Here is an 18414-nt window from a genome sequence, read left to right as displayed (position 1 = left end):
TTGAAAACTGCATACAAAAATAAATCAATTCTCAAATAGAGAAAGACATCCGAGGTGATCATCACCGCAAGGTAATGATTAACTTACATCTTCGAGAAAACGAAGTAAAAAAACGACCTGAAATACCAACGCATGCAACGCTATGCATGTGTAACCGGATCCCATTCCCGTGGGAGAAGGGAGTTGGTTATGCTAGAAAGAGCGCAGGGTGGATGCCTTGGCACTAAGAGCCGATGAAAGACGTGATAAGCTGCGAAAAGCTTCGGGGAGGAGCAAATATCCAATGATCCGGAGATATCTGAATGGGGAAACCCGGCTGGACAGACTCCAGTCATCCATACGCCAATCCATAACGTATGGAAGGGAACCCGGTGAACTGAAACATCTAAGTAGCCGGAGGAAGAGAAAACAACAAGTGATTCTGTGAGTAGCGGCGAGCGAAAACGGAAGAGCCCAAACCGGAATGCGTGCATTCCGGGGTTCGGACCGCGTAATTGATCTGATAAGTTTAGCAGAATGGTTTTGGGAAAGCCAGCCAGAGAGGGTGAAAGCCCCGTAAGCGAAAGACGAGTCAGCAAGGCGGGATCCAGAGTACCACGAGACACGAGAAACCTTGTGGGAATGAGCGGGGACCACCCCGTAAGGCTAAATACTCCTTAGTGACCGATAGCGCATAGTACTGTGAAGGAAAGGTGAAAAGGACCCCGGGAGGGGAGTGAAAGAGAACCTGAAACCCTGTGTTTACAAGCTGTGGAACATCTTTATATGATGAACCGCGTACTTTTTGTAGAACGGTCCGGCGAGTTACGCCATCTGGCGAGGTTAAGTTCTTAAGGAATGGAGCCGAAGTGAAAACAAGTCTTAATAGGGCGTTAAGTCAGATGGAGTAGACCCGAAACCGGGTGATCTATCCATGTCCAGGATGAAGTTGCCGTAAAAGGCAATGGAGGTCCGAACCCACATCCGTTGAAAAGGGTGGGGATGAGGTGTGGATAGGGGAGAAATTCCAATCGAACCCGGAGATAGCTGGTTCTCCTCGAAATAGCTTTAGGGCTAGCCTCATGAGAGTCTTTTGGAGGTAGAGCACTGAATTCCCGCGGGGGCGTCAAAGCTTACCAAAGGATATCAAACTCCGAATGCCAGTAAGATGATTCATGGGAGTCAGACTGCACGAGATAAGTTGGGTAGTCAAAAGGGAAAGAGCCCAGACCTGCAGCTAAGGTCCCAAAATGTGTGTTAAGTGGAAAAGGATGTGGGATTTCAAAGACAACCAGGATGTTGGCTTAGAAGCAGCCATACATTAAAAGAGTGCGTAATAGCTCACTGGTCGAGAGGTCCTGCGCCGAAAATGTCCGGGGCTGAAACACACTACCGAAGCTCAGGAATTAACGTAGTTAATTGGTAGAGGAGCATTCTTAAAGGGAAGAAGCAGTACCGGAAGGAGCTGTGGACTTTTAAGAAGAGAGAATGCCGGAATGAGTAGCGAGAGGAAGGTGAGAATCCTTCCGGCCGAATACCCAAGGTTTCCAGAGTAAAGCTGATCTGCTCTGGGTAAGTCGGGGCCTAAGGTGAGGTCGAAAGACGTAGCCGATGGACAACAGGTTGAAATTCCTGTACTGCAGTATAACAGAACTGTGGGGACGCAGAGGGAGAGCACTAGCGGGAATGGAATCCCGCGGCAAGCGAGGTAGGAGTAGAGTTGGCAAATCCGCTCTATAATCCGAAGACGTGATGCATACCGAACAAAAGTAGGGAAATGTGTGAGCCAGCTGCCAAGAAAAGCCGCTATTGTTTGTACTGTACCCGTACCGTAAACCGACACAGGTAGGTGAGGAGAGAATCCTAAGGCCGACGGGAGAAGCATTGTTAAGGAACTCGGCAAAATGACTCCGTAACTTCGGGAGAAGGAGTGCCAGTGAGAGCTGGCCGCAGAGAATTGGCCCAAGCAACTGTTTAGCAAAAACACAGGTCTATGCAAAACCGTAAGGTGAAGTATATGGGCTGACGCCTGCCCGGTGCTGGAAGGTTAAGGGGAGAGGTTAGCGCAAGCGAAGCTTTGAACTTAAGCCCCAGTAAACGGCGGCCGTAACTATAACGGTCCTAAGGTAGCGAAATTCCTTGTCGGGTAAGTTCCGACCCGCACGAAAGGCGTAATGATTTGGGCACTGTCTCAACAATGCACCCGGTGAAATTGAAATACCAGTGAAGATGCTGGTTACCTGCGCCAGGACGGAAAGACCCCATGGAGCTTTACTCCAGCTTGATACTGGGATTCGATATTGTATGTACAGGATAGGTGGGAGGCGAAGAAGCATTGACGCCAGTTGATGCGGAGCCGCTGTTGGGATACCACCCTTGCAGTATTGGATTTCTAACCAGCAGCCGTGACCCGGCTGGGGGACAATGTCAGGTGGGGAGTTTGACTGGGGCGGTCGCCTCCGAAAGGGTATCGGAGGCGCTCAAAGGTTCCCTCAGAATGGTTGGAAACCATTCGAAGAGTGCAAAGGCAGAAGGGAGCTTGACTGCGACACCGACGGGTGGAGCAGGTACGAAAGTAGGACTTAGTGATCCGGTGGTATAAAGTGGGATTGCCATCGCTCAACGGATAAAAGCTACCCTGGGGATAACAGGCTTATCACTCCCAAGAGTTCACATCGACGGAGTGGTTTGGCACCTCGATGTCGGCTCATCGCATCCTGGGGCTGAAGTAGGTCCCAAGGGTTGGGCTGTTCGCCCATTAAAGCGGTACGCGAGCTGGGTTCAGAACGTCGTGAGACAGTTCGGTCCCTATCCGGCGTGGGCGTAGGATATTTGAGAGGAGCTGGCCTTAGTACGAGAGGACCGGGCTGGACTGACCGCTGGTGTATCTGTTGTTCCGCCAGGAGCATGGCAGAGTAGCCAAGTCAGGAAGGGATAAACGCTGAAGGCATCTAAGCGTGAAGCCCCCCTCAAGATGAGATATCCCAACGAAAGTTGTAAGACCCCTTGAAGACGACAAGGTAGATAGGGCAGAGGTGGAAGTGCAGTAATGCATGGAGCTGACTGTTACTAATCGGTCGAGGGCATAACCAAGAAGGTAGGACAGGGTAAAGAATGGATGGAGTAAAGATTTAAATTTGTATGTGGTTTTGAAGGTACATGTAGAAAGTAAGGGAGCTGTAGACCGTAAGGGTTTGCAGTTTTTTTATTGCTCAGAGGTGATCAGCCTGGAAAAAAATGCAGAAGAGTCATTCATGCTGTTTAATAAAGATGCAGACTACCAGCTGCATCTTCCACAATTTGTACATGGTATGCAGTTCTTTTTTTTAATAACAGGATACCACGGCTTTACCTGCAGATCCGGTAAGTTATTGAGCTCTAAAATTATAGAATGATAATGATCAGAAAGAGTAATCCGGTCTGAATCATGCTGTTCGATAGTCAGCGGGTAGATGGTTTTTTGATCAGGAGACATACAATTTTGATGTAAAAGAGGGGTATAGACATCTGTACCAATTTGGATAAATTGATCGATGGTGATGATTTTGTAATCATCAGAAGAGAACGAAATGATTTCAGGAGACACAGCCAAAGTGTCTTCCGCAGGAATTTTATAAGAGTCAGTAGTAAATTCTCCAATTGGAGTTTCTAGTTTCATCATGTGTTAGCACTTCCTTTAATATCTTATAAATGAAAATTACTCGTTTTTCAGTTCTTCTTTCATGGCGCTGTCTTTTCCCTGCATAAAATGGTCTTTTTTCAGGATTGCAAAAGCCCGCTCATAATCATTTTTACGCATATATTTAACCATTTTTTTCAAATTCTCATTCGTTGGAACGATCCGCATGCCGTTTTTCAGCGAATACATACCCACTCTTACCAGCTCTGATAAATTGGATTCATAGAATTTGGTGATCCGGTCATTATTGAAAATGCTGACAATTTCCAGATGCATCTGCGTATCAGCAAGCTCCCACTTGTAAACATCGGAAGCAACCGCACACATATGTACCACTTTTTCTTCAATTCGATAGGAATATTCTTCCGCTTTTCCACTTTCAAAGATCAGTTTAAATGCACTACCCTCTAAGAGTTCGCGGAGCTGATAAAGTTCATTGATATCTTTATCGGTGATTTCTTTTACAGTCATGGATTTATAATAATCGGTAACGATCAGACCTTCAGACTGCAGCATTTTGAGTGCAGTGCGTACCGGATTACGGCTCATACCGAGCTCTTCTGTCAGAAGTGCTTCGGTAAGAGGCATTCCTGGTGGATAAGTCAGATTCATAATGTTATTTTTGATAATTTCATAAGCCTGATCGGCAAGTGATTTCTTTTTTTCAGCCATGTGAAATCCCCCTCTGTCTGGTGCATATATTAAGTATAACACATTAAAACGGGGTTTGTAAAAAATAAAATTAGGTATATGTATAGTTGCGTTTAATATAAGAGTACAGACTGATGATTGTATACAATGGTGCATGTATTTTCGACGAAAAACGGCACTTTCTATTGTGAAAATGTTGACTTTAAACAGAGAAAGTGATACATTGAATGCAGAAAGAAATTTGTATACAAATTAAATGATTGTATACAAATTAAAAACGAAAATATATAAGGTTTTAAGTTCATCAGGAGGAGAAAGACTATGAAATTAGGATTTATCGGAACAGGTAATATGGCAGGAGCAATTATGGGAGGCGTTATTAAAAGTAACGTATTCAAACCGGAAGAAATCATCGGAGCAGATCTTTTTGCACCAGGTCGCGAAAAAGTAAAAGAACTTTATGGAATCAATGTTACTGATAGCAATAAAGAAGTAATTGAAAAGTCAGAAGTTGTTATTTTTTCTGTAAAACCACAGTTTTATGCAGATGTCATTCAGGAAGTAAAAGATCTGGTAAGACCGGAACAGCTTATTATCACGATCGCACCAGGAAAGACACTTGCATGGCTTGCCGAACAGTTTGGAAAAGATGTTAAGATTGTTCGTACAATGCCGAACACTCCGGCTATGGTTGGAGAAGGTATGACAGCTGCCACACCGAATGAACATGTAACAAAAGAAGAACTTGATTATGCATGCAAGATTCTTTCTGCATTTGGTAAAGTAGAAGTTGTGGCAGAGCATATGATGGATGCAGTTGTTGCAGTAAGCGGAAGTTCACCGGCATATGTATTTATGTTTATCGAAGCAATGGCAGATGCTGCTGTTGCAGAGGGAATGCCGAGAGCACAGGCATACAAATTTGCAGCACAGGCAGTTCTTGGAAGTGCGAAGATGGTTCTTGAAACAGGAAAGCATCCGGGAGAACTCAAAGACATGGTATGCTCACCGGCAGGAACAACGATTGAAGCCGTAGGTGTATTGGAAGAACACGGATTCAGAAGTGCGGTCATTGATGCAATGAAGGCATGTGTTGATGTTGCAAAAGGAATGTAGATACGATATACTTGTTTACGGGGAAAAACATGTCCACGTAAACCTGAGAAGGACCGGGGCGTATGACGCAGCCGGTCTTTTTTTATCTATTAAGAAAGGTCTTTCCTGATAATAAAAAACGCTCCGCGTGGAACATGATACCATAGGAGGTAGATAGATGGCAGCAAAACAGAATGTAAAGCGGCGGATTGTAGATGCCGCATGGGAATTGTTCTATGAAAAAGGATATGATGATACAACAGTAGATGATATCATTCGTCTTTCTGAGACATCAAAAGGATCGTTCTATTATTATTTCAGCAGCAAAGATTCTCTGCTTGATACATTGTCAACTATTCTGGATGAGAATTATGCAAAGCTTGAAGATGAACTGGATCCGGAAATGAACAGTTTTGATAAACTGATGTATCTCAATTACCGGTCGCATTCATTTATGGAGCAAAAGATTGATGTAGCATTGTTATCATCCTTATATTCAACACAATTGATTGCCAAGGGAGACAGGAATCTTCTGGATCAGAACCGTACTTATTACAAGCTGATCAGCAGGATCATAGAAGAGGGGCATGTGCGAAATCAGATCAGCAGAGAGAAGAGTATCCAGGAGATTACCAAGTATTATTCACTCTGTGAGCGGGCACTGGTATCAGACTGGTGTCTGAATAGGGGAAATTATTCGCTTGGAGAATACAGTAAGGAATATATGCCGATTTTAATGGAACATTTCCGGGTAGACCAGCCTGAATAGAGAAAGGTTTTTATATGAAAGAGAGTCAGAGAAAAGGTTTAATTTCAGTACATGTTGCTGTGGCATTGTTTGGTTTTGTCGGACTGTTTGCCAAGCTGGTAGATCTGCCTGCAGTGATCATCGTGCTTGGAAGGGTATTTTTTTCATCTATTTTCCTCTGGATTTTTCTGCGTTTAAAAAAGCAGAAAATTCGCCTGGAGGAGAAAAGTGATTATTTGTGGATGGTCGGAGCAGGTGCAGTTTTAGCAATACACTGGAGTAGTTATATGCAGTCGATCCAGAGTTCGACGGTTGCAGTTGGTACGCTTACGGTATCAACTTTTCCGATATTTGTTATTTTTCTGGAGCCATACCTGTTCCATGAAAAACTGAAGAAATCGGATGTGTTTTGTACACTGATGATGCTGGTCGGAGTATTCTTTATCGTACCCGCATTTCAGATGGATAATCAGATTACACAGGGAGTTCTGTGGGGACTTCTGAGTGCATTTACCTATGCAATATTGTCACTGATGAATCGCCGTTTTTCCAGCAGATATCCGGCAACACTGGTGTCGCTTTATGAACAGGGAACTGCAACGATCGTGTTGATCCCGATGATGTTTGTGTTGAAGCCGGTGATTACACTTGCAGATGCAGGCGTATTGATGATGCTTGGAATTATTTTTACAGCAGTTGCACATTCTTTATTTATCAGTGGACTTCGGACTGTGAAGGTAAGGATTGCCGGAATTTTATCCGGACTGGAACCGGTGTATGGGACTTTAAGCGCATTTCTGTTTCTGAAAGAAGTTCCAAGTTTCAGAGAGTGCCTTGGTGGTGTTATCATTCTGGCTGCTGTGTTTTTATCGACACTGAAACCGGAGGAGAAAGCATCTGATGCTCCGGCATAAGAATAAAGAGAAGTTTGAGGATTTTATCTGGCACTGGTTTCTGGTGATCGGATATCGTCTGGAAAATGTATAAAGACTTTCTAAAAACTATTTACGGACGGGAAAAGTTCCGTTACAATAGGTAGAGAAATCAATGAAAAGGAGATTGTATAAAATGGCAAATCCAGTAGTAACATTTGAAATGGCAAATGGCGATGTGATCAAAGCGGAATTATATCCGGAAATCGCACCGAATACAGTAAATAACTTTGTATCTCTTGTAAATAAGGGATTTTATGATGGACTGATCTTCCACCGTGTCATCAGTGGATTCATGATCCAGGGTGGATGCCCGAATGGAACCGGAATGGGTGGCCCTGGATACAGTATCAAAGGAGAATTTAAGCAGAACGGTTTTGCAAATGATCTGAAGCATGAACCGGGCGTTCTTTCTATGGCGCGTGCAATGCATCCGGATTCGGCAGGATCACAGTTTTTCATCATGCATAAGACTTCACCACATCTTGACGGCGCATATGCAGCTTTTGGTAAAGTTACAGAAGGTATGGATGTTGTAAATAAAATTGCTGAGACGGCAACAGACTACAGTGACAGACCGCTGGAAGAACAGAAGATGAAAAAAGTGACTGTTGAAACTTTTGGAGAGGCTTATCCAGAACCAGAGAGAGTCTAACAGGAGTTGCAAAGCAGACAACACTTGGAGAGACAGAATAATAAAGACGGAGGGAGCCGGTGAAAGACAGACTGAGAGGAAGCAAAAGAGCATCGCTCCTTTTTACCTGATACGGATCATGCCGTTGCAGGAAGTCATATTGATTTTTTCAGAGACACTTGTGCATGACAGGTGTTTCTTTTATTTCATAGGATTCATAGGAAATTCCGAAGGAACTTCCTATGAAATAAAAGGCACTGCGTGCCGGAGATGCGCACTCGCACGAAGATGAAGAATGTCGCAAGCGACCGTGCTCGGCGCGAAAATGTGCCAAGGCACATTCTTTTTATACAAAATATTTAGGACAATTATGGAAAAAGAGAGGAAGAGAGTCAAATGAGAACAGCACTTACAATTGCAGGAAGCGATTCAAGCGGAGGAGCAGGTATCCAGGCAGATATCAAAACAATGATCAGTAACGGAGTCTATGCTATGAGCGCAATTACGGCTCTTACTGCACAGAATACAACCGGAGTTACCGGAATTATGGAGGTAACGCCGGAATTCCTAGGAGAACAGCTGGATAATATTTTCACGGATATTTACCCGGATGCAGTGAAGATTGGAATGGTATCTTCAAGTGGTCTGATCACAAAGATCGCAGACAAATTAAAAGAATATGATGCGAAAAATATTGTAGTTGATCCGGTTATGGTAGCGACAAGTGGAGCAAGACTGATCAGCGAGGAAGCGATTGATGCGCTGAAGAGCTGCCTGCTTCCGATGGCAACCGTTCTGACTCCGAATATCCCGGAAGCAGAAGTGCTTGCAGGTATGAAAATCCAGTCGCAGGCGGATATGATAAGAGCAGCAGAAGAGATCGGCACCAAATATCACTGTGCAGTTCTTTGTAAGGGCGGACATCAACTGAACGATGCCAATGATCTGCTGTGGAGAGATGGTGGATATAAGTGGTTCTACGGAGAGCGGATCGACAATCCGAACACGCACGGAACAGGATGTACTTTATCCAGTGCGATCGCATCAAATCTTGCAAAAGAATATGATTTGGATGAGTCAGTAGAACGTGCGAAGAAATATATTTTCGGAGCACTTGCAGCAATGCTGGATCTTGGTAAGGGCAGTGGTCCGATGAATCACGGATTTGCAATTAAAAATGAATATACAGAAAGCAAAGTGGAGGAATAGAAGTATGAATGAAAAGAGAACCTCTATCTTTGAAAATGGACTGATCTGGTTTGGGGCAGGCGTGTCCCTTGCAGAGATCCTGACCGGTACTTACTTTGCGCCGCTTGGATTCGGAAAAGGAGTTCTGGCGATTATTATTGGTCATATCATAGGATGCATGATGCTTTTCCTTGCCGGAGTAATTGGTGGAAAAACCAGACGAAGTGCAATGGAAACAGTAAAAATGAGTTTTGGCGAGAAGGGAGGAATCTTCTTCTCCTTCCTGAATGTGCTGCAGCTGGTTGGCTGGACAGCGATTATGATTTATGATGGGGCACTTGCAGCAAATGGTGTTCTTCATACCGGCAGATGGGTATGGTGTCTGGTGATCGGTGCACTGATCATCTTATGGATTGTGATCGGAATCACAAATCTTGGCAAGATCAATACGGTTGCAATGGCTGCTTTATTTATCCTGACACTGGTACTCAGCAGAGTGATCTTTGGTGACGGATCGGTAGCAGGCGCAGGCGGAGATGCCATGACGTTTGGTGCAGCAGTAGAGCTTTCTGTTGCCATGCCACTTTCCTGGTTGCCACTGATCAGTGACTATACAAGAGAAGCAAAAGAACCGGTAAAAGCAACCGCAGTCAGCACCGTTGTTTATGGAGTTGTCAGTTGTTGGATGTACGTGATCGGTATGAACGCTGCAATTTACACAGGAGAGTCTGATATTGCAAGTATCATGGTAAAAGCTGGACTTGGAATAGCAGGACTTCTGATCATTGTATTTTCTACCGTTACGACAACCTTCCTGGATGCTTACTCAGCAGGAATTTCGTCAGAGTCAGTATTTTCAAAAATCAATGGGAAATATGCAGCAATTGTTGTAACTGTGATCGGAATGATCGGAGCAATCATTTATCCGATGGACAACATTACCGATTTCCTGTACCTGATCGGTTCTGTATTCGCGCCGATGATCGCAATCCAGATTGCGGATTTCTTCATTCTGAAGAGAAAGGACAGCCTGGAAGTATCTCTGGATGTCATGAATGGTGTAATCTGGGTGATCGGTTTTATACTTTACCGTATTCTGATGAATGTGGATATTCCGCTTGGAAATACACTCCCGGATATGGTCATTACCATCGTGATCTGTATTCTTGCAAGAAAATGTATAAAGACAGAAAAATAGCTTTGAAAGAAAATGGAAATGCCGTGTTGACATTTCCATTTTCTTTTGACAGAACATGTAGCGATCTACAGAAGAGAGGCGGAAAAATGAATGCTGACGCCTGGAAACGTGGTAAAAGTTTATAAGAAAGAAGTTTTGGATAATTTAGTTAGCGGATGAAATAAAGTGGGATTTTTATCCTGCAAAATATATATGGAAAAAGAGTTGGGTAGAATGAAAAAAGAGCTTACGACATATGATCGGGGGAAATGTCGTAAACTCTTTTTTCTGTAATTTCATTAAAGGAGAAATGAAAATAAAAAGTATCAAAATACTGAAAACGTCTTATTTGGTTTTGATTCCTAATCAAGTGGGGCAATTGTGACTGACTAAGATGCCGCCCCACCGAGGAATTCTTATCTAGTTGTTATCTTCAAGCTGATATTATAATACCAAGAGGCTTGGAATTTGTATATTCGCAAAAAAAACAAAAGAAAAAAGCTTTGAAAAATAAAATTGTGCAAAATAACAGGGGTAAAATCAATTTATACAAAAGGTTATTTGGAATTTGGAAATTGATAATAAAACTTGCATAAATGCAAAAAAAATGAGTGCAAATGATTTTTGTATAAGAACAAATGTGTTTTCAAGAAGGAATTATGAATGCTTATTATAAATGTCAATATAAAAAATTTTTCGAACATGAGGAGAACGATATGAAAATCCTGGAATAGAAAAAGAGCTTACGACATATGATCGGGGGAAATGTCGTAAACTCTTTTTCCAATAATTTCATTAAAGGAGAAATGAAAATAAAAAGTATCAAAATACTGAAAACGTCTTATTTTGTTCGGTTAAGTGTTATCCTTAACTTGTTTTTATAATAGCATTTGCAGGGAGTTTTGTATATTCGCAAAAAAAACTAAAAGAACTGCAAAGTTAAAATAAAATTGTGCAAAATAACGAGGTGCAAAACAAGATTGACAAAAGAATGTAAAAAAAGGAAATTTTAACGGTAAAAATATATAATGTCTAATAATTAACAAGAAGTTACAGAAAGTTACAAGGAAAACTGTAATTTTTGAAAGTATATTCCGGAAGCAGGGTGGGAAAAACAGAGGAGGATACTGTTGGTGAATGCCGGAAAGATTCAGATAATGGAAAAAGAGCTTGCGACATATGATCGGGGGAAATGTCGTAAGCTCTTTTTCTGTAATTTCATTAAAGGAGAAATGAAAATAAAAAGTATCAAAATACTGAAAACGTCTTATTTGGTTTCGTTAAGTGTTATCCTTAACTTGATATTATAATACCATGTGTATGCTCTTCTGTAAATTCGCAGAAAAGACAAATGTTACAAAAATGATACTGTAAAATTGTGCAATATAGCCAAAAACGGTGCAAAAAATGGAAAATGTGAAAGTTTTATAATCTTACGACTTCATATTTGATTTGCTTTTCCAATATGTTAAAATTAAAAAAAGCAGAAAATTTTACAGATAAGGGGAAAGATGATGAAAGAGTTTGTTGAAATGCGGGATGTTCGTAAGATTTACCGTATGGGTGAAGTTGAGATTGCCGCAGCAGATGGAATTGATTTTCAGATAAAAAAAGGTGAATTTGCAGTTGTGGTAGGCCCAAGTGGTGCGGGAAAAACGACAGTGCTTAACATTCTGGGGGGAATGGATACGGCAACAAGTGGAGAGGTCTGGATCGATGGAAAGAATATTGTAAAGTATTCGCCGAGGCAGCTTACTTCCTATAGAAGGGATGATATTGGATTTGTATTCCAGTTTTATAACCTGATTCCGAACCTGACGGCGCTTGAAAATGTAGAGCTGGCACTGCAGATCTGTAAGGATCCGCTGGATGCGGAGATGGTTCTTAGGGAAGTGGGACTGGCAGACCGTATGAAGAATTTCCCGGCACAGCTTTCCGGTGGGGAGCAGCAGAGGGTATCGATTGCGCGTGCACTGGCAAAGAACCCGAAGCTTCTTTTGTGTGATGAGCCGACAGGGGCGCTGGATTACAATACCGGTAAGGCAATATTGAAGCTTTTACAGGATATGTGCCGTGAACGAGGGATGACAGTGATCCTGATCACACACAACTCAGCGATCACGCCGATGGCAGATCGTGTAATTAAAATGAAGAATGGAAAAGTCGGAAGCATGAAGCTGAATGAAAGACCGGTTCCGGTAGAGACGATTGAATGGTAGGTGGACGTAAAGACCGATGAAGAAAAATATTTTACGCAAAGACTTTATAATAGAAATAAAAAAGACGATGGGACGGTTTGTATCAATCTTTTTTATCGTGGCATTGGGTGTCGCATTTTATTCGGGAATCCGTGCATCAGAGCCAAGTATGCGGATCACTGCAGATCAGTATTTCGATGATTCAGAGCTGATGGATCTGAAGGTAATGGGAACCATGGGACTTACCAAAGCGGATATCAAAGCAATTGGAAAGGTATCAGGAATTGAAGCTGTAGAAGGCGGATACAGCAAAGACGTGCTTTGCCCGGTTGGAGACAATGAAAAGGTTGTCCATATGCTGAGTATGCAGAAGAATTTTAATCAGGTTTCGGTTGTGGAAGGCAGGCTGCCGGAAAAAGCCGGAGAATGTCTGGTGGATGAAGATTTTCTGAGCTATACAGACCTGAAGGTTGGCGACACGGTAACTTTCCATTCCGGCGATGGAGAGGCGTTGACGGATTCACTGGTTACAGATACATATAAGATTGTCGGGATCGGGAACAGTCCGCTGTATATTTCATTTGGAAGAGGAAGCAGTACGATCGGAACCGGAGAGATCAGTGGATTTGTTGTAGTGGATAAAGCTTCTTTTGACATGGATGTTTATACGGAAGCTTATGTGAAGGTGAGCGGTGCAGAAGAGAAAACGGCATTTACTGATGAATACAATAATCTGTCGGATGCAGCAAAGGAAGCCGTGAGTGCAATCGAAGAAGAACGCTGTGCAGTTCGCAAACAGGAAATCGTAGATGAGGCAAATGAAAAGCTTGCTGATTCAGAGAAGACAGTGAATGAAAAATCGCAGGAACTGGAGGATGCGAAAAAAGAGCTGGAGAGTGGGAAAAGCAAGGCAGCCGAAGAACTGGAAAAAGCAAAGCAGCAGCTTACGGATGGAGAAGCGGAGCTTGCGTCTGCAAAGCAGCAGATCGCAGACGGCGAGACACAGCTTGCCGATGCAAAAGCGCAGCTGAATGATAAGCAGGCACAGCTTGATTCGGTGGAGGCACAGTATGAATCCGGAAAAGCACAGTTGGATCAGAAAGAACAGGAGCTTGCAGATGCGGAACAGGTTTATCTGAGTAATTACTCGAAATATATGCCGATCATTACGGCGGGGAAGGAACAGATTCCAGCAGGAAAGTCACAGATCGCGGATGAGAAGAAACGGTTGGACGAGGGACTTGCACCGCTTAATCGGCTGAAAGACGAACTGGCTGGGATTGAAGATGAAATCAGTCAGTGTGATTCGGAGATTGCGGAATTGCAGAAGCAGATAAATGATGGAGATTCATTATATCAGGAATACACAAAGATCTCAGAGCCTGATAGAACGCCAGAGCAGCGAGTATATCTGGAAAGCTGGAGTGGAGTCCGAAAGGGACTGGAAGCAAAGCTTGCTGGTATACAGGAGCAGAAAGCACCACTTGAAGGTAAAAAGAAGGACTTGCTAGTGCAGATGAACCAGGCAGGTTTTGCCACAGAAGCAGACCTGGAGGCACAGATCACTGACCTGACTGAGCAAAAAGCAGATCTGGATGCAAAAGAGACGGCACTTCTTCAGCAGGAGCAGACACTTGCCGCACAGGAAGAAGAGCTGTTAAGTGCAGGCAGACAGATTACAGACGGCAAGAGTCAGATCGCAGCAGCCAGATCCCAGCTTGACAGCACAAAATCGCAGATTACGGACGGAAAAGCACAGATCCTGTCTGCATGGGCATTTCTGAATGAAAAAGAGGACACTTTAAATGCAAGTAAAGCACAACTTGCATCCGGTGAACAGGAGCTTGCGGATGGCCGGAGTAAATATGAGCAGGCAGCAAAAGAAGCGGAAGAACAGATCACGGACGGACAGGCAAAGATTACAGATGGAGAGAAGCAGCTGACGGATGCAAGGCAGAAGATCGCAGACGCAAAGGCTGAGATCAAAAAAATCGAAAATCCGAAGTGGTATGTGCAGACGAGAGAGGATGCACTGACGGAATATCAAGGATACGGAGATAATGCAGACCGGATGCGTTCCATTGGAAAAGTATTTCCGGTACTCTTCTTCCTGGTGGCAGCACTGATCAGTCTGACGACGATGACACGAATGGTAGAGGAGCAGAGAGTCCAGATCGGAACGATGAAGGCACTCGGTTACGGAAAAGCTGCAATTGCAGGGAAATACATTGGTTATGCTCTGATTGCAACGCTTGGCGGAAGTATTTTCGGAGTACTGGCCGGGGAAAAGATCCTGCCGTTTATCATTATTTATGCTTATATGATCCTGTATAAGCATCTGCCGGCGATCCTGGTACCGTACCATATGAGCTATGCACTCCAGGCTTCGGGAATCGCAGTTGCCTGCACACTGATCGCTACGATCGCATCCTGCTACAAAGAGCTGGCAGCAGAACCGGCAGAGCTGATGCGTCCGGCAGCACCGAAGCAGGGGAAGCGGATTCTTCTGGAGCGGATCGGAATTATCTGGAAGCATCTGAATTTTACATGGAAATCGACCGTGCGGAATCTGATCCGGTATAAGAAGCGATTCTTTATGACCATTTTCGGAATCGGAGGCTGTATGGCACTGATGGTAGTCGGATTCGGACTGAAGGACTGTATCTATGAGATCGTCAGCCTGCAGTATGAGAAGGTGCAGTTCTATGATGCGGCAACCTACATGAGTAACGACATATCCGAAGAGAACAGACAACAGCTCCATGATTATCTGGATCAGAATGCAGATATAAAAGAGACGATCGAAGCGCGGATGCAGAAGACCGATGTAAAATCTGCATCCGGTAAAAAGACACTTTATCTGATGGTGCCATCGGATAATGAAAAGATTGAGGACTTTTTAAGCTTCCACAGCAGGACCAATAAGGACGAGGTTTATTCACTGAAAAAAGACGAAGTGATTCTGACTGAGAAAATGGCATCCCTTCTGAATGTAAAGGTGGGAGATGAGCTTACGATCGAGGACGAGGACAGGGGAGACCAGACGGTGACGGTTGGCGCCATCTGCGAGAACTATATGAGCCATTACCTGTATCTGTCACCGGAAAAATACGAGGAATTATATGGTGTACCGGCAGAATATAACACGATCATCTACAGTGTAAAGGACGGAAAGGATGATCAGATCGAGAAGATCGGAACAAAGCTTCTGTCGATGGATGGAGTACTGAATGTAAGTTATACCAGCAGTATTGAAGGAAGGCTGGATGACATGCTGCGAAGCCTGAATCTGGTCATCGTGGTACTGATCGTATCTGCCGGAATGCTGGCATTTGTGGTACTGTACAATCTGAACAATATCAACATCACCGAGCGTCAGAGAGAGCTTGCAACCTTGAAGGTTCTGGGATTCTACGACGGAGAGGTTGCCTCTTATGTATACAGAGAGAATATCCTGCTGACGATCATTGGATCGGTTGTGGGTATGGTGCTTGGTAATCTGCTTCACCGGTATATCATCCTGACGGTTGAGGTGGAAGAAGCGATGTTCGGACGTCAGATACACTGGCAGAGTTATCTGTACAGTTTCTTGTTTACTGTAGCATTTTCTTTATTTGTAAACTGGGTAATGTTCTACAAGCTGAAGAAGATCGATATGGTGGAATCTTTGAAGAGCGTGGAGTAAAAGCTTTTGCAAGTGTATGTCAAAGATTTCTTATAGACGGTACACAAAGAATCGGAAAATATATTTCACAGAAAGTTTATATTCTTCACAGAATTATTAGCACTCTTGCCAAAAGAGTGCTAATTTTCTATTGACATTTAGAAATCAGGGTATTAAGATATTTCATAGACAGAAAAATACGGTATTTGAAACCGTAAAAAGATAGAATATGAAATTTAGGAGTGATAAAAATGGCAGCAAAAAAAGGTAGTCTTTCAATCAGCAGCGAAAATATTTTCCCGATTATCAAGAAATGGGTATATTCTGATCATGATATTTTCGCAAGAGAGCTTGTTTCCAATGGATGCGACGCGATCACAAAATTAAAGAAGCTGGACATGATGGGAGAATATACACTTCCGGATGATTATAAAGGAAAGATCCAGGTTATTGTAAACCCGGAAGAGAAGACTTTGAAATTCATCGATAATGGTCTTGGTATGACTGCTGATGAAGTAGAAGAATATATCACACAGATCGCATTTTCAGGAGCAACCGAATTCCTGAACAAATACAAAGATAAGACAACAGAGGACGATATGATCGGACACTTTGGTCTTGGATTCTACTCTGCCTTCATGGTAGCTGATGAAGTTCATATTGATACCCTTTCTTATAAAGAAGGTGCAAAACCGGTACACTGGGTAAGTGAAGGCGGTACAGAGTATGAGATGGAAGAAGGGGATAAAGAGGAAGTTGGTTCTGAAATCACCTTATTCCTGAATGAAGATTGTGTAGAATTTTCAAATGAATACAGAATCCGCGAAGTCCTTGAGAAATACTGTTCATTCATGCCGGTAGAGATTTTTGTATCCAAAGCAAATGCAGAACCGGAATATGAGACGATCCCGGAGGATGAAGTCCTGGATACCGATACGGTTGTTGAACATATCCATGAAGACGCCAAGATGGAAGAGAAAGAAAATGAGAACGGTGAAAAAGAAATGGTTGAAGTTTCACCGGCATCCGACAAAGCAAAGATCGTGAAACGCCCGGTATCGATCAGTGATCCGGCACCGCTGTGGACAAAGCATCCAAACGAATGCAGCAAAGAAGATTATATTGATTTCTACCGGAAAGTATTTATGGATTACAAAGAACCTCTGTTCTGGATTCATCTGAACATGGATTATCCATTCAACTTAAAGGGTATTCTGTACTTCCCTAAGATCAATACCGAATACGATTCTATTGAAGGAACCATCAAATTGTACAACAATCAGGTATTTATCGCAGACAATATCAAAGAAGTTATTCCGGAATTCCTGATGGTATTAAAAGGAGTCATTGATTGTCCGGATCTGCCGCTTAACGTATCACGAAGCGCACTGCAGAATGATGGATTCGTACAGAAGATCTCCGAATACATTTCCAAGAAAGTTGCTGACAAGCTTTCAGGAATGTGCAAGACAGATAAAGAAAACTATGAGAAATACTGGGATGACATCAGCCCATTTATCAAATTCGGCTGCCTGAAAGATGAAAAATTCTGCGAGAAGATGAGCGATTATGTTCTGTTCAAGAACCTGGATCACAAGTATATGACACTCAAAGAATGCATCGAAAAAAATGGCGGAAAAGCAGAACCGGAGGAAAAGACCGAGGGTGAAAATGCAGAGCAGTCAGCAGAAAAGAAAGAAACAGAGAAGACAACAATCTACTATGTAACAGATGAACAGCAGCAGAGCCAGTATATCAATATGTTCAAAAAAGAGGGACTGGACGCAGTGATCTTGTCACATAATATTGATTCTCCATTTATTACTCAGATGGAACAGAAGAACGAACATATCAAGTTCCAGAGAATCGATGCAGATCTGACTGATCACTTCAAAGAAGATGTATCTGAAGAAGAAAAAGAAGCATTCAAAGAAAAAACTGACAGTCTGGTCGAAATCTTCCGCAAAGCACTTGGCAATGACAAACTGGAAGTAAAAGTGGAAAAGATGAAAGATGAAAATGTGGCATCTATGATTACACTTTCCGAAGAATCACGCCGTATGCAGGAAATGATGAAGATGTATGGAATGTCAGGCATGGATCCGTCTATGTTCGGAACCAATGCAACCCTGATCCTGAATGCAAATCATCCGCTGGTAGAATATGTTGTAGCACATAAAGATGGCGAAAATACAGAAATGTTCTGCCATCAGTTATATGACCTGGCAATGCTGGCACACAAGCCACTCAGCCCGGAAGAGATGACAGAATTTGTGAAACGCAGTAATGAAATTATGATGAAACTGGCAAAATAATCTTGCTGTAGATACCCGGAAAAGCCTGAGCCATTCAGATTTCCATTTTCGCTTATGCGAAAAAGTCTGAATGGTCAGGCTTTTTTGCTGTATTTGGAAATACTTTCCACAAAGTGTTGGTGAACTTCCTGGTCTTTTATAGTATAATATAACA

Annotated in this window: 11 protein-coding genes and 1 rRNA gene; 10 read left to right on the top strand and 2 right to left on the bottom strand. The window is 43.0% G+C overall.

The annotated features are described in order from the left end of the window. The first annotated feature begins 185 nt into the window (after nt 1–185). Nucleotides 186–3072, top strand: a 23S ribosomal RNA gene (locus PGY05_RS14455). A 184-nt stretch (nt 3073–3256) separates the two neighbouring features. Here PGY05_RS14455 and PGY05_RS14450 read toward each other — a convergent pair. Further along, nucleotides 3257–3640, bottom strand: coding sequence for a hypothetical protein (locus PGY05_RS14450; protein ID WP_270476201.1), 384 nt, complete (start codon nt 3638–3640; stop codon nt 3257–3259). 36 nt (nt 3641–3676) lie between these two features. Continuing rightward, on the bottom strand, nt 3677–4330 hold the full coding sequence (locus tag PGY05_RS14445) for a GntR family transcriptional regulator (RefSeq protein WP_270476199.1): 654 nt from the start codon (nt 4328–4330) through the stop codon (nt 3677–3679). Nucleotides 4331–4630: 300 nt separating this feature from the next. Here PGY05_RS14445 and proC point away from each other — a divergent pair, with 300 nt between their 5' ends. From proC to htpG, 9 genes are all read left to right on the top strand, one after another. Continuing rightward, the gene (gene proC / locus PGY05_RS14440; RefSeq protein ID WP_055158317.1) at nt 4631–5425 is read left to right on the top strand and encodes a pyrroline-5-carboxylate reductase; all 795 of its coding nucleotides are present in this window, start codon (nt 4631–4633) and stop codon (nt 5423–5425) included. Nucleotides 5426–5582: 157 nt separating this feature from the next. Then, nucleotides 5583–6173 (top strand): TetR/AcrR family transcriptional regulator, encoded by a 591-nt coding sequence (locus PGY05_RS14435; RefSeq protein ID WP_022220832.1) that lies wholly within the window; start codon nt 5583–5585, stop codon nt 6171–6173. Nucleotides 6174–6187: 14 nt separating this feature from the next. Continuing rightward, a complete protein-coding gene (locus PGY05_RS14430) occupies nt 6188–7066 on the top strand; it encodes a DMT family transporter (protein ID WP_022220833.1) in 879 nt (292 codons plus the stop codon). Nucleotides 7067–7220: 154 nt separating this feature from the next. Further along, the gene (locus PGY05_RS14425; RefSeq protein WP_195510152.1) at nt 7221–7739 is read left to right on the top strand and encodes a peptidylprolyl isomerase; all 519 of its coding nucleotides are present in this window, start codon (nt 7221–7223) and stop codon (nt 7737–7739) included. Nucleotides 7740–8114: 375 nt separating this feature from the next. Further along, a complete protein-coding gene (thiD, locus tag PGY05_RS14420; RefSeq protein ID WP_270476196.1) occupies nt 8115–8927 on the top strand; it encodes a bifunctional hydroxymethylpyrimidine kinase/phosphomethylpyrimidine kinase in 813 nt (270 codons plus the stop codon). A 4-nt stretch (nt 8928–8931) separates the two neighbouring features. Beyond that, nucleotides 8932–10104: a putative hydroxymethylpyrimidine transporter CytX gene (gene cytX / locus PGY05_RS14415; RefSeq protein WP_022220836.1), complete on the top strand. Its 1173-nt coding sequence runs from the start codon at nt 8932–8934 to the stop codon at nt 10102–10104. A gap of 1493 nt (nt 10105–11597) precedes the next feature. Further along, nucleotides 11598–12302, top strand: a complete 705-nt coding sequence (locus PGY05_RS14410; protein ID WP_022220838.1) for an ABC transporter ATP-binding protein — start codon at nt 11598–11600, stop codon at nt 12300–12302. A gap of 16 nt (nt 12303–12318) precedes the next feature. Then, nucleotides 12319–15966, top strand: coding sequence for an FtsX-like permease family protein (locus tag PGY05_RS14405; RefSeq protein WP_270476195.1), 3648 nt, complete (start codon nt 12319–12321; stop codon nt 15964–15966). Between the two features lie 230 nt (nt 15967–16196). Further along, nucleotides 16197–18260 carry a molecular chaperone HtpG gene (gene htpG / locus PGY05_RS14400; RefSeq protein WP_022220840.1) on the top strand — a complete coding sequence of 688 codons (2064 nt, stop codon included), beginning with the start codon at nt 16197–16199 and terminating at the stop codon, nt 18258–18260. The last annotated feature ends 154 nt before the right edge of the window (nt 18261–18414 follow it).

The organism is Coprococcus sp. AF51-11b1, from assembly GCF_027682785.1.
Taxonomy (GTDB): Bacteria; Bacillota; Clostridia; order Lachnospirales; family Lachnospiraceae; genus Allocoprococcus; species Allocoprococcus comes.
Note: the sequence above shows the minus strand (reverse complement) of the source record. Positions and strands in the feature narration are given on the sequence as shown.